Below are 18,929 nucleotides of genomic sequence, written 5' to 3' on the forward strand. Positions count from 1 at the left end.
GCCCTCGCGCGCCGCGTCAGGCGGCTCGGCCCCTTCCGCGTCCCCCGCGGGGCTGCACGCCCCTGACGGCAACCGTCGCGCGCCGCGTCAGGCGGCTCGGCCCCTTCCGCGTCCCCTGCGGGGCTTCACGTGTCATTCCCGCCCACCAGTCAGTCGTGGCTTGTCGCGCAGTTCCCCGCGCCCCTGACGGCAGCCCTCGCGCGCCGCATCAGGCAGCTCGGCCCCTTACGCGTCCCCTGCGGGGCTGTACGCCCCTGACGGCAGCCCTCGCGCGCCGCATCAGGCAGCTCGGCCCCTCTCGCGTCCCCTGCGGGGCCTCGCGCGCCGCGTCAGGCGGCTCGGTCGCTTTCGCTGTCCCGGGGGCGTTGGTGCAGGTCGTGTGGTTCTCGGCGCTCTGTGGGCATGTCACCCTTGACTGTGTGAGCAGTGACAAGTCTTCCCGTGCCGTGTCCCGCAACCCCGTCGGGGGGCATGTCCCCGTGGCCGGCGGGCTGGCCTCCGTCGGGCTCGCCTACGCCCGTGGGATCGGCGCGGAGGCCGTCCAGGTGTTCGTCGCCAATCCGCGCGGCTGGGCGACGCCGGTCGGCAACCCCCAGCAGGACGAGGCGTTCCGCGAGGCCTGTGCCGCCGAGGGCGTCCCCGCGTACGTCCACGCGCCCTATCTGATCAACTTCGGCTCGCACACCGAGGCGACCGTGGAGAAGTCCGTGGACTCCCTGCGCCACTCGCTGCGCCGGGCCCGCGCCATCGGGGCGCTCGGCGTGGTCGTGCACACCGGGTCCGCGACCGGCGGCAGGGACCGCGCCGTCGCCCTGGCGCAGGTGCGCGAGCGCATGCTGCCGCTGCTCGACGAGCTGACGCACGACGACGACCCGTTCCTGCTCCTGGAGTCGACCGCGGGCCAGGGCGCCTCGCTCTGCTCCCGCACCTGGGACTTCGGCCCGTACTTCGAGGCGCTCGACGCCCACCCGAAGCTGGGCGTCTGCCTGGACACGTGCCACATCTTCGCCGCGGGCCACGACCTGGCGGGGCCGGGCGGCATGAAGCAGACCCTCGACCTCCTCGTGGACACGGTCGGCGAGGGCCGCCTGAAGCTCGTGCACGCCAACGACTCCAAGGACGTCGCGGGCGCCCACAAGGACCGTCACGAGAACATCGGCACCGGCCACATCGGCGAGGAGCCCTTCCGCGAGCTGATGCTCCACCCCGCCACGGAAGGCGTGCCCCTGGTCATCGAGACGCCCGGCGGCAAGGAAGGGCACGCGGCGGACGTGGCGCGGCTCCAGGGGCTCAGGGCTCCGTAGGGACCGCGGCGGCTCAGAGTTCGGGGCCGTCCCCGGGCTCCTCCTGGTAGGAGTAGCGCTGCTCGCGCCAGGGGTCGCCGACGTTGTGGTAGCCGCGCTCCTCCCAGAAGCCGCGGCGGTCGGCGGTCATGTACTCGATGCCGCGGACCCACTTCGGGCCCTTCCAGGCGTACAGCTGGGGCACGACGAGCCGCAGCGGGAACCCGTGCTCCGCGGTGAGCAGCTCACCGCCCTTGTGCGTGGCGAAGATCGTGCGCTCGGAGGCGAAGTCCGCCATCCGGAGGTTGGAGCTGAAGCCGTACTCCGCCCAGACCATGACATGCGTGGCGTCGGGGGCGGGCGGCGCGAGTCCGAGGAGCGTACGGGCCGGTACACCGCCCCATTCGGCGCCCAGCATGCTGAACTTCGTGACGCAGTGCAGATCGCCGACCACCGTCTCGTACGGCAGGGCGGAGAACTCCTCGTGCGTCCAGCAGTGCTTCGCGCCGTCGGCGGTGGCCCCGAAGACCCGGAACTCCCAGCGCTCGGGGCGGAACTTCGGCACCGGTCCGTAGTGCGTGACCGGCCAGCCGCGCTGCAGCCGCTGACCCGGCGGAAGCTCCGGCTCCGCCGCCTCTCCAGATGCGCGTTCCGCCGGCTGACCCATGCCTCCATCCTGACAGACCGGAAGCGGTGGGCGTGACCATACGAAGCCCGACAGATACGGATTCGGGCAACTCCTACTAAGCCTGCACTTACTGGACGGCCTCTGAACGCCGGTGCGAAGATGCCCGCTACCTGCCCAGTACCCGCGTGGAAGGAGCCTCTGCGATGCAGGGCGACCCCGAGGTCATCGAATTTCTCAACGAGCAGCTGACCGCCGAACTCACGGCGATCAACCAGTACTTCCTGCACGCCAAGATGCAGGAGAACTTCGGCTGGACGAAGCTCGCCAAGTACACCCGGTCCGAGTCCTTCGACGAGATGAAGCACGCGGAGGTGCTGACCGACCGGATTCTCTTCCTCGACGGTCTGCCCAACTACCAGCGGCTCTTCCACGTACGCGTGGGCCAGACGGTCACCGAGATGTTCCAGGCGGACCGGCAGGTCGAGGTGGAGGCGATCGACCGCCTCAAGCGCGGCATCGAGGTGATGCGCGCCAAGGGCGACATCACGTCCGCGAACATCTTCGAGTCGATCCTCGCCGACGAGGAGCACCACATCGACTATCTCGACACGCAGCTCGAACTGGTGGAGAAGCTCGGGGAGGCGCTCTACATCGCGCAGCTCATCGAGCAGCCCGACAGCTGAGAGCGCGGGCCGGGACGGGTCAGGCCGCCTCGTCCAGTTCCGAGAGGACGGGCTCGCCCTGGTCGGCCAGTTCCCTGCGGGGGCACGCGCCCCGGCCGAGGAGCGCCTGGATGCTCCGTACGCACGAACCGCAGTCCGTGCCCGCCTTGCAGGCGGAGGCTATCTGGCGGGGCGTGCAGGCACCGTCCGCCGCGTGCTGCTTCACCTGCGCCTCGGTGACCCCGAAGCAGTTGCAGACGTACACGCGGTTCACCTCCCGGACAGGACTCATCGGCGGCGCCGTCCCGATTGATCGGTGAGGCTAACCTAACCTTACCCATGTCCCCGGGTCCACAAAAGCCCCGATACGCCGGTGGGGCACGGATCACATCGATCCGTGCCCCACTGTCGCGTACGACGGGAATACCTACTGGTCGCGGTACATCTCCGCCACCAGGAACGCCAGGTCGAGCGACTGGCTGCGGTTCAGCCGCGGGTCGCAGGCCGTCTCGTAGCGCTGGTGCAGGTCGTCGACGAAGATCTCGTCGCCGCCGCCCACGCACTCGGTGACGTCGTCGCCCGTCAGCTCGACGTGGATGCCGCCCGGGTGGGTGCCGAGGGCCTTGTGGACCTCGAAGAAGCCCTTGACCTCGTCGAGCACGTCGTCGAAGCGGCGCGTCTTGTGGCCGGACGCGGCCTCGTAGGTGTTGCCGTGCATCGGGTCGGTGATCCAGGCGACGGTCGCGCCGGACGCGGTGACCTTCTCGACCAGCTCCGGCAGCTTGTCGCGGACCTTGTCTGCGCCCATGCGGACGATGAAGGTCAGCCGGCCGGGCTCACGGTCGGGGTCGAGGCGCTCGATGTACGCGAGGGCCTCCTCCGCCGTCGTCGTCGGGCCGAGCTTGATGCCGACGGGGTTGCGCACCTGGGAGGCGAACTCGATGTGCGCGCCGTCCAGCTGGCGGGTGCGCTCACCGATCCAGACCATGTGGCCCGAGGTGTCGTACAGACGGCCGGTGCGGGAGTCGACGCGGGTGAGCGCGCCCTCGTAGTCGAGCAGCAGCGCCTCGTGGGAGGCGTAGAACTCGACGGTCTTGAACTCCTCCGGGTCGGTGCCGCAGGCCCGCATGAAGTGCAGGGCGTTGTCGATCTCGCGCGCCAGCTGTTCGTAGCGCTGGCCGGAGGGGGACGACTTCACGAAGTCCTGGTTCCAGGCGTGGACCTGGCGCAGGTCGGCGTATCCGCCGGTGGTGAAGGCGCGCACCAGGTTCAGCGTGGAGGCGGAGGCGTGGTACATCCGCTTCAGGCGCTCGGGGTCCGGGACGCGGGCCTCTTCGGTGAAGTCGAAGCCGTTGACGGAGTCGCCGCGGTAGGTCGGCAGCGTCACGCCGTCGCGGGTCTCGGTGGGCTTGGAGCGCGGCTTGGAGTACTGCCCCGCGATGCGGCCCACCTTCACGACGGGCACGGACGCCGCGTACGTGAGGACGGCGCCCATCTGGAGCAGGGTCTTCAGCTTGTTGCGGATGTGGTCGGCCGACACGGCGTCGAAGGCTTCGGCGCAGTCGCCGCCCTGGAGCAGGAACGCCTCTCCCTTGGCGACGGAGGCCAGTCGGGCGCGCAGCTGGTCGCACTCGCCCGCGAAGACGAGCGGCGGATACGACGCGAGGTCCGCGATCACATCGCGCAGAGCCTCGGCATCGGGGTACTCGGGCTGCTGCGCCGCGGGCAGGTTTCGCCAGGTGTTGCCACCGGTTGCGGTGGTCTTAGCCGTTACGGTCACCCCCACCACATTACGGGGTGACGTCCGCCGTCCATTCACCCGCTCACCAAGTGAGACGGATGCGACACAGGTGAGTGCGCGCCTCCGTTTTCCCGTTCGGCCGCGGACGGTGCCGCGAGTGCCAGACCGCGGTGCACGCGCCGGAGCATCGTCCGCGCCATGAAGGGGTGTACGCGCCGCACCGTGCCCCAGTAGAGCCTGCCGCGCGCGGTGTCGGCGCGGACGGCCGTGCAGAGCGTGACGTGCCGCTCGTCGACCAGGACCGAGGCGCGTGCCGTCAGGCCCGGCGTCCGCCCCGAGCCGCTGACGTCCATCAGGAGTTCGCCGCCCTCCTCGGCGACGACGGGGAAGGCCCCGCGCAGGACGCCGGCCCAGGCCCGCGGCTCGCGCGGCAGGCCGGGCAGGAGCTCCATGCGGTAGGCGTCGCGGTAGCCGGGGTCGGGCACGGCTTCCCTGATCAGCCGGGCCGCCTCCGGGACCCCGACGCTCTCGGGGCGGGCCCAGCCGAGGCGGTGCAGCAGGCGGACGCGGGGGCTCCGGCGGGCGGGCGCGGCGAGGGTGCCGGTGGCGGCGCGCTCGATGTTGTCGAGGGTCTCCCCGACCATCGCCTCGTGCACGGGCCTGACGACGGTGGGCCACAGGAGGCGGTCCTTGCCGCGCAGCCGGGTGCGCAGGACGTGCCGCACACGGCAGCGGTGGGGGCCGGCCGGCTCGACGGAGACCTCGTGGAAGCCCTCGTCCGGCGCGGTGAAGGCGAAGCGGACGCGGCGGCCGGGCTCGTACGCGTCGACCTCGTAGCGGACCGGGCCGTGGCCGCCCCTCGCGCCGACCGCGAGCGGCCCGTCGAGGACCATCGCGGGCCAGACGGGGGTGGGGAAGAGCGGGTCGTCCGGGCCCGAGAGGCGGTCGAGCAGGGCCCCGACCACCGCGGCCGGGGCGTCGACCACGCGCTCGTGTTCGTTGCGTGCCGTACTCATCGCGCACCTCCATACGCTGGCGTATGGTCCGGAACCATACGGTAGCGTACGGTCATGGCGCAACGGCAGACGAAGACCCCGGCGAAGGCGCGGCTCTCCGCCGACGACTGGGCGGACGCCGCCCTGACGGCGATCGGGGAGGGCGGCACCGCCGCCGTCGCCGTGGAACCCCTCGCGGTCCGCCTCGGCACCACCAAGGGCAGCTTCTACTGGCACTTCTCCGGCCGGGACGCGCTGATCGAGGCCGCCCTCGACCGCTGGGCCGAGCTGCACACCGAGCGGATGATCAGCGAGGTGGAGGCCGAGCCCGACCCGCGCGGACGGGTCCGGCTGCTCTTCGCCGCGGCGATCACCTCCGCGGCCTCCGACCGCCTGGAGGTCTCCCTGCTCGCGACCGCCCAGGACCCCCGGGTCGCGGCCGCCCTGCGGCGGGTCACCGAGCGCCGGGTGGCGTACGTCGGCGAGCTCTTCGCCGGGCTCGGCTTCCCCGCGGCGGAGGCCGCGCGGCGCGGACTGCTCGCGTACAGCGTCTACCTCGGACACGTCCAGCTCGGCCACGCGGTGCCTTCCGTGGTGCCGAACGGCGACGAGCTCGGCACATATCTGGACGAAGCCCTGGACGCGCTGATGACGCCGTGACGATGCGCTAGGGTGCGGGACATGCACGCGCAGACGACGACGCGAAACTGGTGGTGGCCGGCTCAGCCGGCGGCCCACTGACTGCGCGTACCCACTGTCGCGAAGGCCGCCCGAGGGGCGGCCTTCCGTGTTCTCCGGACTCCCCGGAAGCGGGCCGTTCCTCTCCGAGTGAGAAGGAACAGAACCGATGCAGCTCACCGACCTGCTGACCGACGACCGCCCGTTCGCCCTGCTCCGCCGCCGCACACCGGGCCGCGACCACGACACCGTCGAGGTCCTGATCGGCCCTACGGGCACGTACGAGCGGCTCGCCGACATCCCCGAGGGCCTCGCGCTCGTGCCCTTCCGGCAGATCAGGGAGCGCGGCTTCGACGTCCGTGACGACGGCACGCCGCTGACCGTGCTCACCCCCGAGGAGACGTACGAGCTGCCCCTGGCGGAAGCGCTCGCCGCGCTGCCCGCGCACGAGGTGCGGGTCGAGGGCGGCGCCTTCGACGTGGACGACGCCGCGTACGCGGACATCGTGGGCCGGGTCCTGAGGGACGAGATCGGCCGGGGCGAGGGGGCCAACTTCGTCATCCGCCGGACGTACGAGGGCGAGATCCCCGGGTTCGGCCGTGCGGACGCCCTCGCGCTCTTCCGGCGGCTCCTGGTCGGCGAGCGCGGCGCCTACTGGACGTACGTCGTGCACACCGGGGAGCGGACGCTCGTCGGCGCCAGCCCCGAGGTGCACGTGCGGATGTCCGGCGGGACCGTCGTCATGAACCCCATCAGCGGCACCTACCGCTACCCCGCCGACGGGCCGACCCCCGAGGACCTGCTCGCCTTCCTCGCCGACGGCAAGGAGATCGAGGAGCTGTCGATGGTCGTCGACGAGGAGCTCAAGATGATGTGCACCGTCGGCGACAGGGGCGGCGTCGTCGTCGGACCGCGCCTGAAGGAGATGGCGCACCTCGCCCACACCGAGTACGAGCTGCGCGGCAAGTCCACGCTCGACGTGCGCGAGGTCCTGAAGGAGACGATGTTCGCGGCGACCGTCACCGGCTCGCCGGTGCAGAACGCCTGCCGGGTCATCGAGCGCTACGAGCCCCTCGGGCGTGACGGCGTCGGGCGCGGCTACTACGCGGGCGCCCTCGCCCTCGTCGGCAGGGACGCGGGCGGCGCCCAGACCCTGGACTCGCCCATCCTGATCCGCACCGCCGACATCTCCCCCGCGGGCCGGCTCCGGGTCCCGGTCGGCGCGACGCTGGTGCGCGGCTCCGACCCGGCGGGCGAGGTCGCGGAGACGCACGCCAAGGCCGCGGGCGTGCTCGCCGCGCTCGGGGTCCGGCCGGGGCGGCCCCGCGACGAGGCGGTACGGCCCGCCCTCGCCGACGACCCGCGCGTACGGGCGGCCCTCGACGGGCGGCGGGAGCGCCTCGCGCCGTTCTGGCTGCGGATGCAGGAGCGCGGCGACGCCCTGACCGGGCACGCGCTCGTGGTCGACGGCGAGGACACCTTCACGGCGATGCTCGCGCACCTGCTGCGCTCGTCGGGCCTGACGGTCACCGTGCGGCGCTACGACGAGCCGGGGCTGCGCGAGACGGTCCGCGCGCACGAGGGGCCCGTCGTCCTCGGCCCGGGTCCCGGCGACCCCTCGGACGCCGCCGACCCCAAGATGCGGTTCCTGCGCGCGCTGGCCGCCGAGGTCGTGCGCGGCCACCGCCACGGGGTCCTCGGCGTCTGCCTGGGGCACGAACTGCTCGCCGCCGAGCTGGGCCTGGACATCGTCCGCAAGGAGGTGCCGTACCAGGGCGCGCAGACCCCGGTCGACCTCTTCGGACGGACCGAGACCGTCGGCTTCTACAACAGCTACGTGGCGCGCTGCGACGACGAGGCCGCGGCCGAGCTGGCCGCCCACGGCGTGGAGGTCGGCAGGGACGCGGCGACGGGCGAGGTGCACGCCCTGCGCGGGCCCGGCTTCGCCGGGGTGCAGTTCCACCCGGAGTCGGTGCTCACGCTGCGCGGGACGGCGATCGTGCGGGAGCTGCTGGCCGGGGTGCTCGTGTAGGGGTCCGCTACCCGTCCGTGGGGGCCGCCGGGACGAGGACGTTCTCGTTGCGGCGGCCCGCCGCGTAGTCCAGGACGTTGCGCAGGGTGGTGTCGACGATCTGGCCCACCGCGTCCTCCGTGTAGTACGCCTGGTGCGAGGTGACCACCACGTTCGGGAAGGTCACCAGGCGGGCCAGGGTGTCGTCGGTGACCGCCTCCAGGGACTTGTCGAGGAAGAACAGGCCCGCCTCCGCCTCGTAGACGTCGAGGCCCACTCCGGTGAAGCGCCCGGTGCGCAGCTCCGCGACGAGGGCCTCGGTGTCGATCAGGCCGCCGCGGCTGGAGTTCACGAGGATCGCGTCGTCCTTCATCATCCGCAGCGCCGCCGCGCCGATGAGGTGCTGGGTGGAGGGGAGCAGCGGGACGTGCAGGCTGATCAGGTCGGCCTCGGCGAAGAGCCGCTCCCGCTCGACGTACTCCATGCCCAGTTCGAGGCAGGCGGGGTTCTCCCGCGCGTCCCAGCCGAGCAGCCGCATGCCGAAGCCGTGCGCGATCCGGGCGAACGCCTCGCCGATCTTGCCGGTGCCGAGCACGCCGACCGTGCGACCGCGCAGGTCGCGGCCCATCAGGCCGTCGAGGCGGAAGTCGAAGTCGCGGGTGCGGTTGCTCGCGCGGACGATGCGGCGGTTGACGGCCATGGCGAGGGTCCAGGCGAACTCGGCCACGGAGTACGGGGAGTAGTACGACACGCGGGCGACGGTCAGGCCGAGGCGCTCGGCGACTCTGAGGTCGATGTTGTTGAACCCGGTGGAGCGCTGGGCGATCATCCGCGTGCCGCCGTCGGCGAGGATCTGCAGGACCCGGTTGTCCAGCGTCGCGTTGACGCTGGAGGAGATGACCTCGTGGCCCGCGGCGATGGGGGCGGTGTCCTCGTTGAGGAAGACGTCGAGGCAGCGGATGTCGTGGTGCCCCTGGAAGGCCCTCTCGATCAGCGGCTTCTCGTCGGACTGCACGCCGAACGCGAGGATCTCCATGGCGCGAGTCTAGGTACCGTCTCCCGGGACGGCACCTTGAGCGGGTGCCGTCCCGGGGCAGGTCTCCGCGTTCGGGGCGCTCAGCCGAAGAAGACGCCGACTTCCTCGTAGAGCGCCGGGTCCACCGTCTTCAGCTTCGCCGTGGCCTCCGCGATCGGGACGCGGACGATGTCCGTGCCGCGCAGGGCGACCATCTTGCCGAAGTCGCCGTCCCGTACGGCGTCGATCGCGTGCAGCCCGAAGCGGGTGGCGAGCCAGCGGTCGAAGGCGCTCGGCGTGCCGCCGCGCTGCACGTGCCCGAGGACCGTGGTCCGCGCCTCCTTGCCGGTGCGGCCCTCGATCTCCTTGGCCAGCCACTCGCCGACGCCGGAGAGCCGCACGTGCCCGAAGGAGTCCTGCGTGCCGTCCTTCAGGACCATCTCGCCGTCCCTCGGCATCGCCCCTTCGGCGACGACGACGATGGGGGCGTACGAGGCCTTGAAGCGCGAGGTCACCCAGGCGCAGACCTGCTCCAGGTCGAAGCGCTGCTCGGGGATGAGGATGACGTTCGCGCCGCCCGCGAGGCCCGAGTGCAGCGCGATCCAGCCCGCGTGCCGGCCCATGACCTCGACGACGAGGACGCGCATGTGCGACTCGGCGGTGGTGTGCAGCCGGTCGATCGCCTCGGTGGCGATGCCGACCGCCGTGTCGAAGCCGAAGGTGTAGTCGGTGGCGGAGAGGTCGTTGTCGATGGTCTTGGGGACGCCGACGACCGGGATGCCGTACTCGTCGGTGAGGCGCGCGGCGACGCCGAGCGTGTCCTCGCCGCCGATCGCGATGAGGGAGTCGACCTCCTCCTTGGCGAGGGTGTCCTTGATGCGGCGCACCCCGTGCTCCTCCTTGAGGGGGTTGGTGCGCGAGGAGCCGAGGATGGTGCCGCCGCGCGGCAGGATGCCGCGGACCGCGGGGATGTCGAGCCGGACGGTGTCGCCCTCCAGGGGACCGCGCCAGCCGTCCCGGAAGCCGACGAAGTCGTAGTCGTACTCCTGCACGCCCTTGCGGACGACGCCCCGGATGACGGCGTTGAGCCCGGGGCAGTCGCCGCCTCCGGTCAGTACTCCGATTTTCTTGGCCCCCATGGAACCGTCCCTTCGCCGCAGTGACCTGACGCGGGTCACGCTAATGGTGATCCAGGTCACTCCGGGACGGTGCGGACGGTCAATTCCCTTTCGGGACAGAGGAGTTGATCACGGGCATTCACTCGTACGAGGGGTCATGCGTACGAGGGTCACGCGTCGTCGGCCCTGTCGATGCCCCGCTCGATCGCGTACCGCACGAGCTCCACCCTGTTGTGGAGCTGGAGCTTGCCCAGGGTGTTCTGGACGTGGTTCTGCACGGTGCGGTGCGAGATGACGAGGCGTTCGGCGATCTGCTTGTAGCTCAGGCCCTTGGCGACCAGGCGCAGGACCTCCGTCTCGCGGTCGGTGAGCCGCGGGGCCTTCGGGTCGTCGGGGGCGCCCGCGGCGGGCTCGGTCGCCAGCCTGCGGTACTCGCCGAGGACGAGTCCGGCGAGGCCGGGCGTGAAGACCGCGTCACCGACGGCCGTGCGGCGCACGGCGTCGGTCAGCTCCTCCGTGGAGGCGGACTTCAGCAGGTAGCCCGTGGCGCCGGACTTGACCGCCTCCAGGACGTCGGCGTGCTCGCCGCTCGCGGAGAGCACCAGGACGCGCAGCGCGGGGAGGGAAGCGACCAGCTCCTTGCAGACCTGGACGCCCGGCTTGAGCGGCAGGTTCAGGTCGAGGACCAGGACGTCGGGGGCCGTGGCCCCGGCCCGGCGCACCGCCTGCTCGCCGTCGCCCGCCGTGGCCACCACGTCGAGGCCCGCCTCCGCCAGGTCCCGGGCGACCGCGTCCCGCCACATCGGGTGGTCGTCGACGACCATGACCCTGATGCGGGCCGCCGCGTCGCCGTGCCCCGGCTCCGGTGCGCCGTCCCCGGCATCGGTGACGCCGGGGGTGTCCGTGGCGTCTGTGACGCCCGTCGTGCCCCGGGTCTCCGTGGCCGGTTCCCGCAGCCGCTGCTGTCGCTGTTCGCTCATCGTGTCCTTCGCCTTCCCCCGTGTTCGTGCCGCCCCGCGCCGCTCAGCGCGGGACCCTCATCTCCACTTCCGTGCCCTGGCCCGGCACCGAGATCAGCTCGGCGGTGCCCCCGATGTCCCGCAGCCGCCCGCGGATCGACTGGGCGACGCCGAGGCGGCCCTCCCCCTCGGCCTCCGCGAGACGGCCCTCGGGGATGCCGGGACCGTCGTCCCGTACGGTGACGATCACCTCGTCCGGCTCGTCCTCGACCAGGATCCAGGCGTGCGCACCGGGCCCCGCGTGGCCGCGCACGTTGTCCAGCGCGGCGCCGACGGCGGCCGCCAGCTCCCCCGCCGCGTGCGGCGGGAGCCGCACCGGGGCGCCCGGCTCGGAGAGCGTCACGCGCGACCCCGCGTGCACGGCGAGGAGCGGGCGCAGATCGCGGGGCGCCGCGCCGGCCGCCTCCTCGTCCGGCACCTCGACCGCGCGGACCAGGGCGCCGCGCGAGGCGTCCTCCGACGCGTGCGAGGCGGGCACCAGGCCGCCGGCGACCAGGCTGCGCAGCGCCACCTCCTGCTCGCCCGCGAGGCGGCCCAGCTCCGCGGCCTCGCCGCCGATGGCGGTGCCGCGCCGCTGCACCATGGCGAGGACCTGCAGGACGCTGTCGTGGATGTCGCGGGCGAGCCGTTCGCGCTCGCGGGTCGCCGCCTCGATCTCCAGAGCGCGGGCGAGGGTGCGCTCGGAGGCGCGGGCCACCTCCACCACGTAGCCGATGGCGATGGAGGCGATGCAGACCAGGACGACGTTGTGGACCGTGTCGCGGCTGAACGCCCCGCGCTGCACCACGTTGGCGACGCCCACGAGCAGCGAAGCGAAGGCCGCCCAGCGCCAGCCGCCCTTGATCGCGTACGCCAGGACGGCACCGGCGGTCCATATGGAGGGCAGCGTCGGGCCGCCGTTGACGATCCGCTCGTGCGAGTCGGCGAGCGGCGTCAGCAGGATGCCGACGAGGGCGACGGTCAGGTCGCAGACGAGGAAGCCCCGGGTGCAGCTCGCGGCGTTCGCGACGCGGGGCAGCGTGCCGAGCGTCCAGGCGGCGAGCACCGCGAAGTAGGAGACGGCCACCCAGGGGTGTTCGAGCTCCTCGTGCGCCGTCCAGAACAGTCCGATCGCGTACAGCATGGTCAGGACGCGGTAGCCGGTGAGCGCGCGCCAGAGCGGCTGCTCGACCGACATCCTCATGACCTTCTCGCGACGTGCCACGTCCCGTCCCCCCACGCTCCGCCCCCGCCGGCCGTGCCCCGCCGACCGTGCCCCGCCCCTGAACGGACGCGGCTAGGACGCCGGCCGTTCCTTCTCGGCCGACTTCTCGCTCGCCTTCGCGGCCTTCGCGGCCTCGGAGATCTGGCGCTTGGCGGCCGTCGCGTACATGTCGACGTACTCCTGGCCCGAGAGCTTCATGATCTCGTACATGACCTCGTCGGTCAGCGCCCGCAGCACGAAGCGGTCCTGCTCCATGCCCTGGTAGCGCCGGAAGTCCAGCGGCTCGCCGATGCGGATGCCGGGCCGCATCAGCTTCGGCATCACCTTGCCCGGCGGCTGGATCTTCTCGGTGTCGATCATCGCCACGGGGATCACGGGCGCCCCGGTGGCGAGCGCCACGCGCGCGAGGCCGCCGGGCTTGCCGCGGTAGAGGCGCCCGTCGGGCGAGCGCGTGCCCTCGGGGTAGATGCCGAAGAGCTCACCGCGCTCCAGGACCTCGATGCCGCTCCTGATGGCCGCCTCGCCCGCGCCGCGACCGCCGGAGCGGTCCACGGGGAGCTGGCCGACGCCCTTGAAGAAGGCGGCGGTGAGCTTGCCCTTCACTCCGGGCGAGGTGAAGTACTCCGCCTTGGCGATGAAGGTGACCTTGCGGTCGAGGACCGCGGGGAGGAAGAAGGAGTCCGAGAACGAGAGGTGGTTGCTCGCCAGGATGGCGGGCCCCTCGGCGGGGACGTTCTCAAGGCCCTCCACCCAGGGCCTGAAGCCGAGCTTCAGCGGCCCCCCGATGGCAACCTTCATTGCGCCGTAGATCAAACCGAGTGCCTCCTGTTTCTGTGGATCAGACCTTAACCCGGTGTGCGGTCAATGGGCCCGACGACCCTGGCCGGTGTCAGTCCGGTCGCGTACGGTGAAGTACTCCCCCATCTCACGCTCATGAAGGAGACCGAAGGTGCCGGTCCTCCCCGGAGCCGAGCCGTACCGCCACGAAGGCGGCGAGGTCGGCGTCCTGCTCTGCCACGGCTTCACCGGAACCCCGCAGTCGCTGCGCCCCTGGGCCGAGTTCCTGGCGGAGCGCGGTCTGACCGTCTCGCTGCCGCTCCTGCCCGGACACGGCACCCGCTGGGAGGACTTGCAGGTCACCGGCTGGCAGGACTGGTACGCGGAGGTCGACCGCGAGCTGCGCGGCCTCCTCGACCGGTGCGCGCGGGTCTTCGTCTTCGGCCTCTCCATGGGCGGTACGCTGTCGCTGCGCCTGGCCGCGAAGCACGGCGACGCGGTCGCGGGCCTGGTCCTGGTCAACCCGGCGAACAAACTGCACGGCCTCGCGCCGTACGCGCTGCCGGTCGTCCGGCACCTCGTGCGGACCACGAAGGGCATCGCCAGCGACATCGCCAAGGAGGGCTCGGTCGAGATCGGTTACGACCGGGTCCCGCTGCGCGCCGCGCACTCCATGCGCACGTTCTTCCGCCTCGTCGACGGCGAACTGCCGCAAGTGACCCAGCCCTTGCTGCTGCTCCACAGCCCCAGGGACCACGTGGTGCCCGCCGCCGACTCCGCCCGCGTCCTCGGCCGCGTCTCGTCCACGGACGTCACGGAGGTCCTGCTGGAACAGAGCTACCACGTGGCGACGTTGGACCATGACGCGGACCGGATCTTCGAGGCGAGTCATGCCTTCATCAGCCGGCTCGCCCCCAGCGTCGGCAAGGAAGGGACGGCCACCGGTGGCTGAGCACGAGGCTGACCGCGAGGAGAGCCGCGAGGAGCCCGAGGAGACCAAGGTGCCCCGCGACGGGGTGCCGCCGGACGGCACGGTTCCGCTGGACGGCAGGACATCGCGGGACGGCAAGGCAGCGCTGGACGGCAAGACGCCGCCGGACGGCGGCGTCCCGATCGACGAGGAGGCCGCCTGGCAGGCGATCGTCGCGGGGTACGGCGAGGAGCCCGCGGACCCGCCCGGCGCCAAGCCCTTCAAGTCCGTGGAGGACCTGGCCCTCCTGGAGCCGGAGTCGAACGGGCCGGCTCCCGCGCGGCCCGTCCCCGGCACGGACCCCGCCGAGCCGGGCACGAAGCCGGACCCCGGCAGCAAGGCGGAGACCGCGGAACCGGGCGCCGACAAGCCGCTCGGCAGCTCCGTCTCCTTCGCCCCGGGCGTCGGCGGCCCCCGGGACTACACCACCCCCGAGCCCTCCGAGGACGACTTCGACGCGGGCGACGAGGGCCACTTCGTGCCGCCGGAGCCGCCGCCGCTGCCCGAGGCCGACGTGACGGCCAAGTTCGCCTGGCTCGCGGTGCTCGGCGGCCCGCTGCTGATCCTGCTCGCCGTGCTCTTCGGCTGGCAGATGACGTGGTGGCTGACCACGCTCGGCATCGGCGGCTTCCTCGGCGGCTTCGCCACCCTCGTCATGCGGATGAACGCGGGCGACGAGGACGACGACGACCCGGGGCGCGGCGCGGTCGTCTGACCCCTCCTCCGCGCCCCCGGGGGCCCCAGGGGTCACCGGCCGGGGGCCGCGGGGGACGCGGGGACCCTGAGGGCGGCAAGGACCGGCAGGTGGTCCGTGGCCGCCCTCAGGTCTGCCTCCGTCACGCCGGGCAGCCCCGCCGGCACCCCGCAGCCGAGCACCTCGATGCCCGGGGTGGCGAGGATGGCGTCGATGCGCTGGTGGGGGTCGCCGGGCGTGGAGGTGTGCTCGCCGCCCCAGGGGCGGGTGGCCCAGCAGTCCTGGAGGGTCTCGGTGAGCCTGCGGAAGGTCCGCCCCCGCGGCCGCTCGTTGAGGTCGCCGCCCGCGACCGCGTGCTCGGCGCCGAGCCCCGCGAGCCGGTCGAGCAGCAGCCCGCCCTGCGCGTACCGCTCCTCGGCCTGGAGACTCAGGTGGCAGCTCAGCACGCCCAGCCTGGCGCGCCCGAAGCGGACGACGGCGGTCGCGAAGCCGCGCCGGTGCAGGCCGGGGGTGAGCGGAAGCAGGACGTCCTCGGTCCGCTCGACGGTGGCCCGCAGCGAGCAGAGCAGCGCGGGGCCCGCCGCCGTACCGCCGCCGGAGAGGATCACCAGGTCGGCGGCGCGCGCGAGGCGGGCGAGCTTCTTGCGCCAGCGGAAGAACCGGGGCGCCTCCTGGACCAGGACGAGGTCGGGCGCGCAGGCGGCGATCACGCGGGCGAGCGCGTCGGTGTCGTCCCGCATCGAGCGGATGTTGTAGCTGAGCACCCGGATGACGGCCGAACCGTCCTCTTCGGTGCGGGAGTTGGGGAGTGCGGCCAGCGGACTCGTCGACATGGCGATCAAGATACGACAGTGCCCGCCGCTCCCTCGCGGGGCACGGCGGGCACGGTCGGATGAACCGGGTCTCACATGACGGGGTCGGGCTCCCGCGCCAGGTCGGCGGCGCCCACCAGGCCCGCCTTGTTGCCGAGCCGGGCGGCGATGACCTCGGCCTGGGGGCGCCAGGCGGCCCCGACGAGCCAGCGCTTGAAGGACTTGCGGATCGGGTCGAGGACCAGGTCGCCCTCGTCCGAGAGGCCGCCGCCGACGATGAACGCGGACGGGTCGAACAGCGACGCCAGGTCGGCGAGGCCGGCGCCCGCCCAGCGGGCCAGCTCGCGGTAGGAGTCGATGGCGACCGCGTCGCCCTGCCGCGCGGCCATCGAGATGTGCTTGCCCTCGATGCCCTCGGGGCTGCCGTCGCCGAGCGACAGGAGGTACTCGGCGCGCTCGGGGGTGGCGTTGGCCCGCTGGCGGGCGTACCGCACGAGGGCGCGGCCCGAGGCGTACTGCTCCCAGCAGCCCTGGCTGCCGCAGCCGCAGAGCAGGCCGTCCGGGACCATGCGGATGTGGCCGAACTCGGCGGCCACGCCGAAGTGGCCGCGGCGCAGCTTGTTGCCGATGATGATGCCGCCGCCGAGGCCGGTGCCGAGGGTGATGCAGATGACGTTGCGGTGGCCCTTGCCGCCGCCGAACTTGTACTCGCCCCAGGCCGCGGCGTTGGCGTCGTTCTCCACGACGACCGGGAGCCCGACGCGCTTCTCGACCTCGTCCTTGAGCGGCTCCTGCCGCCAGTCGATGTTGGGCGCGAAGTAGACCGTGGAGCGCTGGCGGTTGACGTACCCGGCGGCGCCGATGCCGACGCCGACGATCTCGTGACCGGCCCGCGCGCCCTCCACGGCGGAGGCGATCGCGTCGACGATGGCCTCGGACGTACCAGGGGTCGGCACCTTGAACGTCGAGAGGATGTTGCCTTCCTCGTCGACCACTCCGGCCGCGATCTTGGTGCCGCCGATGTCGACGCCGATGGTGAGTCCCATGAATCCCTCAGTTCGATCGAGCCCCGCTACGGCCCACCGTACCCGAGGGGGGTCAGTCCAGATCGATGTGTTCGCCTGCCGGCGGCCCCTCGTTCCCGCGGTCCCCGCCGGGCGCCGGGTCGCCGGTGGTCCCTCGCGCGCCGCCGCGGGTCCAGCGCCCCTCCTGGCCGCCGGCCGCCGAGCGGTAGGCGGCGAGCAGTTCGGAGCCGGCCGCGGCGAGGTGGTCGAAGACGTCGGGGTTGCGCTCGATGACCGGTTCGACGACGGCCTTCGCCTCCCTGACGACCTGCTTCAGGGTCTGCTCGACGGCGCCCTGGGCAACCGCGCCGAGCAGCGGCGCCTGGAGCCCGGAGAGCTTCTCCGAGACGGCGTCGACCAGCTTGCGCAGCTCCTCGGCCGCCGAGCCCGGCGGCTGTCCGTACTGCTCGCGGCGGCGGGCCTTCTCCGCCGCCAGGTCCTCGGCACACGCCTTCGCCCAGGCGTCGGCGTCGACTTCGGGGGCTTCGCGCTCCGTGGCATCGCTCATACCACTCGACGTTACCCGAATGGCCGTAGCCCGTTCACCGTCCGCGCGGCCACAGGTCCGGGTCCGGCGTGAAGCGCACCCGCAGCTCGCCCTCGCGCAGCCCGGCGCCCGCGACGGTGCAGCGGCGCAGCGCGGACGGGAGGGTCAGGACGCGGCGGAAGGGGCCCGCGGTGACGACGAGGCTGTCGCCGCGCCGGACCAGGCCGAGCTGCTCGCGCACGGCGCCGGGCAGGGGGATGTGCCAGACGTAGGTGTCGCCGCCGTCGTCGGCGGTGGTGCGGGTGACGGGCCACTCGGCGGGAGCGGCGGCCTCGGCCGGCGCGGGCACGCCGAGGGCGGCGAGGTCGTCGGCGCCGCGCGGGTCGCGGCCCAGGTGGCGGACCCTGCGGACGTGGCCGTACGTGGTCTCCCACTCGGCCAGCGTCTTGTCCTGCTGGGCGCGGAGGGCGGCGAGCCAGGTGTCGGCGGAGGCGTCGGGCAGGACCCGGTTGGCGAGGAGGAGGTCGGTGCGCAGCCCGTAGAGGGCGAGTCCGGTGGTGGTCTCCGCGACGGCGCCGGCGCCCGCGGGCCCCGGCTCGGCGACCAGGCGGACGGTGGTGGCGGGGTCCTCGATCACGGCCTGGGCGGCGGCGAGCTCGCTCTCCCAGCGGGCGGCGGTCTCGTACAGGAGGGCCGCGGGCATGGGGACGCCCGCGAGGCGGCCGAGCACGGGGCGCAGGGCGCGGGCGGCCTGCCGCTCGGGCGGCAGCAGCCTGCGCAGGTAGCGGCGGAGCTGTTCCGGCAGGGCGAGGACGGCCAGGGCCTTGGGGGCGGGCGGCAGATCGACGACCACGGTGTCGTACGTGTCCGCGCGCGCGGCGTCGCGCAGGGCGCGCAGCAGGGCAAGCTCCTCGGCTCCGGGCAGCGGGGTCAGCTCGTCGCCGTCGATCCGCTCGGCGCCGAGCAGCTCGAACGCGGGGGCGGCACGTTCCTGCAGGGTCAGCAGGTCGTCCCGGAAGCGGTCGTCGGGGGCGAGGCGCCACGCGGTGAGCCCGGGGTGCGCGTCGGGCCCGCCGAGGACCGTCCCGAGCGTGTCCCCGCGGTCGGCGGAGAGCACGAGGACCCGCTGCCCGGCCGCCGCCGAGGCGAGCGCGGCGGCGGCGGCGACGGTGGTCCGCCCGGAGCCGCCGGGGCCGGTGACGAGAAGGGTGCGCATGGGGGTGAACGGTACGTCAGGGCGGAGCGGCGGCCTCAGCCCCTCCGGCCGCCCGGGGACCGGGCGGTCGCGGACCGGCCGGGCCTACTTCCCGGACTCCACCCTCTTCTTCAGCCCCGCGAGGGCCCGGTCGATGATGACCTTCTCTGCCTTGCGCTTGATCATACCGAGCATGGGGATCTTGACGTCCACGGTCAGCCGGTAGGTGACCTGCGTGCCCGAACCGGCGGGCTTCAGGAGGTAGGAGCCGTCGAGGGAGCGCAGCATCTGCGACTTGACGAGGGTCCAGCTCACCTCGTCGTCGCCGGTCCAGGTGTAGCCGAGCGTCTGGTCGTCCTTGATCGCGCCCGCGTCCATGACGAGGCGGACCTCCTTGGCGCGGCCCTGCTCGTCGGTGGCCAGGACCTCGGCCTCCTTCACCTCGCCCGTCCAGTCGGGGTACCGCTCGAAGTCGGCGATCACCCCCATGACCTCGGCCGGTGCCGCCTCGATCGTGATGCTCGAGCTGGTGTGTTCGGCCATGGCCGTGGCTCCTCCAGATGCGGTCCGGTACGG

20 protein-coding genes are annotated in these 18,929 nt (G+C 72.9%); 6 read left to right on the forward strand and 14 right to left on the reverse strand.

The window, feature by feature from the left end; all coding sequences use genetic code 11:
• Positions 1 to 419 precede the first annotated feature (419 nt).
• Complete coding sequence (locus AB0I16_RS01480) at positions 420 to 1,304, forward strand: deoxyribonuclease IV (protein ID WP_363247240.1); 885 nt, start codon at positions 420 to 422, stop codon at positions 1,302 to 1,304.
• Between the two features lie 13 nt (positions 1,305 to 1,317).
• Here AB0I16_RS01480 and AB0I16_RS01485 read toward each other — a convergent pair whose 3' ends face one another.
• Positions 1,318 to 1,950, reverse strand: a complete 633-nt coding sequence (locus AB0I16_RS01485; RefSeq protein WP_363247241.1) for a sulfite oxidase-like oxidoreductase — start codon at positions 1,948 to 1,950, stop codon at positions 1,318 to 1,320.
• 164 nt (positions 1,951 to 2,114) lie between these two features.
• Between AB0I16_RS01485 and bfr the strand changes: the two genes are divergently transcribed.
• Complete coding sequence (gene bfr / locus AB0I16_RS01490) at positions 2,115 to 2,594, forward strand: bacterioferritin (protein WP_363247243.1); 480 nt, start codon at positions 2,115 to 2,117, stop codon at positions 2,592 to 2,594.
• A gap of 19 nt (positions 2,595 to 2,613) precedes the next feature.
• On the opposite strand, the gene AB0I16_RS01495 is transcribed toward bfr, so the two are convergent.
• From AB0I16_RS01495 to AB0I16_RS01505, 3 genes are all read right to left on the reverse strand, one after another.
• Positions 2,614 to 2,865: a (2Fe-2S)-binding protein gene (locus tag AB0I16_RS01495; RefSeq protein ID WP_363247244.1), complete on the reverse strand. Its 252-nt coding sequence runs from the start codon at positions 2,863 to 2,865 to the stop codon at positions 2,614 to 2,616.
• A gap of 135 nt (positions 2,866 to 3,000) precedes the next feature.
• Positions 3,001 to 4,353 carry a class II 3-deoxy-7-phosphoheptulonate synthase gene (locus tag AB0I16_RS01500; protein ID WP_363247245.1) on the reverse strand — a complete coding sequence of 451 codons (1,353 nt, stop codon included), beginning with the start codon at positions 4,351 to 4,353 and terminating at the stop codon, positions 3,001 to 3,003.
• Between the two features lie 35 nt (positions 4,354 to 4,388).
• On the reverse strand, positions 4,389 to 5,330 hold the full coding sequence (locus AB0I16_RS01505; protein WP_363247247.1) for a DUF2867 domain-containing protein: 942 nt from the start codon (positions 5,328 to 5,330) through the stop codon (positions 4,389 to 4,391).
• Between the two features lie 54 nt (positions 5,331 to 5,384).
• On the opposite strand from AB0I16_RS01505, the gene AB0I16_RS01510 reads away from it, so the two are divergent.
• Both AB0I16_RS01510 and AB0I16_RS01515 read left to right on the forward strand, forming a co-directional pair.
• Positions 5,385 to 5,969, forward strand: a complete 585-nt coding sequence (locus tag AB0I16_RS01510) for a TetR/AcrR family transcriptional regulator (protein ID WP_363247248.1) — start codon at positions 5,385 to 5,387, stop codon at positions 5,967 to 5,969.
• A gap of 187 nt (positions 5,970 to 6,156) precedes the next feature.
• Positions 6,157 to 8,019 carry an anthranilate synthase family protein gene (locus AB0I16_RS01515; protein WP_363247249.1) on the forward strand — a complete coding sequence of 621 codons (1,863 nt, stop codon included), beginning with the start codon at positions 6,157 to 6,159 and terminating at the stop codon, positions 8,017 to 8,019.
• Between the two features lie 7 nt (positions 8,020 to 8,026).
• Here the strand turns inward: AB0I16_RS01515 and AB0I16_RS01520 are convergent, their stop codons facing one another.
• The 5 genes from AB0I16_RS01520 to AB0I16_RS01540 form a co-directional block, all read right to left on the reverse strand.
• A complete protein-coding gene (locus AB0I16_RS01520; RefSeq protein WP_363247250.1) occupies positions 8,027 to 9,034 on the reverse strand; it encodes a 2-hydroxyacid dehydrogenase in 1,008 nt (335 codons plus the stop codon).
• Positions 9,035 to 9,114: 80 nt separating this feature from the next.
• Entirely contained in the window at positions 9,115 to 10,152 is a 1,038-nt protein-coding gene (locus AB0I16_RS01525; RefSeq protein WP_363247251.1) for a 6-phosphofructokinase, read from the reverse strand.
• Between the two features lie 149 nt (positions 10,153 to 10,301).
• Positions 10,302 to 10,955 carry a response regulator transcription factor gene (locus tag AB0I16_RS01530; protein WP_363247315.1) on the reverse strand — a complete coding sequence of 218 codons (654 nt, stop codon included), beginning with the start codon at positions 10,953 to 10,955 and terminating at the stop codon, positions 10,302 to 10,304.
• 199 nt (positions 10,956 to 11,154) lie between these two features.
• Complete coding sequence (locus AB0I16_RS01535) at positions 11,155 to 12,354, reverse strand: DUF5931 domain-containing protein (protein ID WP_363247252.1); 1,200 nt, start codon at positions 12,352 to 12,354, stop codon at positions 11,155 to 11,157.
• 72 nt (positions 12,355 to 12,426) lie between these two features.
• Complete coding sequence (locus AB0I16_RS01540; protein WP_363247253.1) at positions 12,427 to 13,167, reverse strand: lysophospholipid acyltransferase family protein; 741 nt, start codon at positions 13,165 to 13,167, stop codon at positions 12,427 to 12,429.
• Positions 13,168 to 13,303: 136 nt separating this feature from the next.
• On the opposite strand from AB0I16_RS01540, the gene AB0I16_RS01545 reads away from it, so the two are divergent.
• The gene (locus AB0I16_RS01545; RefSeq protein ID WP_363247254.1) at positions 13,304 to 14,083 is read left to right on the forward strand and encodes an alpha/beta fold hydrolase; all 780 of its coding nucleotides are present in this window, start codon (positions 13,304 to 13,306) and stop codon (positions 14,081 to 14,083) included.
• Positions 14,076 to 14,816 (forward strand): hypothetical protein, encoded by a 741-nt coding sequence (locus tag AB0I16_RS01550; RefSeq protein WP_363247255.1) that lies wholly within the window; start codon positions 14,076 to 14,078, stop codon positions 14,814 to 14,816. The genes AB0I16_RS01545 and AB0I16_RS01550 overlap by 8 nt, the downstream gene beginning before the upstream one ends.
• A 32-nt stretch (positions 14,817 to 14,848) precedes the next feature.
• Here the strand turns inward: AB0I16_RS01550 and AB0I16_RS01555 are convergent, their stop codons facing one another.
• The 5 genes from AB0I16_RS01555 to AB0I16_RS01575 form a co-directional block, all read right to left on the reverse strand.
• Positions 14,849 to 15,628, reverse strand: a complete 780-nt coding sequence (locus tag AB0I16_RS01555; protein WP_363247256.1) for an endonuclease/exonuclease/phosphatase family protein — start codon at positions 15,626 to 15,628, stop codon at positions 14,849 to 14,851.
• Between the two features lie 71 nt (positions 15,629 to 15,699).
• Positions 15,700 to 16,653, reverse strand: a complete 954-nt coding sequence (locus AB0I16_RS01560; RefSeq protein ID WP_363247257.1) for an ROK family glucokinase — start codon at positions 16,651 to 16,653, stop codon at positions 15,700 to 15,702.
• Between the two features lie 52 nt (positions 16,654 to 16,705).
• On the reverse strand, positions 16,706 to 17,179 hold the full coding sequence (locus AB0I16_RS01565; protein ID WP_363247258.1) for a DUF5304 domain-containing protein: 474 nt from the start codon (positions 17,177 to 17,179) through the stop codon (positions 16,706 to 16,708).
• 34 nt (positions 17,180 to 17,213) lie between these two features.
• On the reverse strand, positions 17,214 to 18,374 hold the full coding sequence (locus AB0I16_RS01570) for an ArsA-related P-loop ATPase (RefSeq protein ID WP_363247259.1): 1,161 nt from the start codon (positions 18,372 to 18,374) through the stop codon (positions 17,214 to 17,216).
• Between the two features lie 84 nt (positions 18,375 to 18,458).
• Positions 18,459 to 18,896, reverse strand: coding sequence for an SRPBCC family protein (locus tag AB0I16_RS01575; protein ID WP_062781084.1), 438 nt, complete (start codon positions 18,894 to 18,896; stop codon positions 18,459 to 18,461).
• Positions 18,897 to 18,929: the final 33 nt, after the last annotated feature.

Origin of the sequence: Streptomyces sp. NPDC050703 (assembly GCF_040654435.1) — a bacterium.
GTDB lineage: Bacteria > Actinomycetota > Actinomycetes > Streptomycetales > Streptomycetaceae > Streptomyces.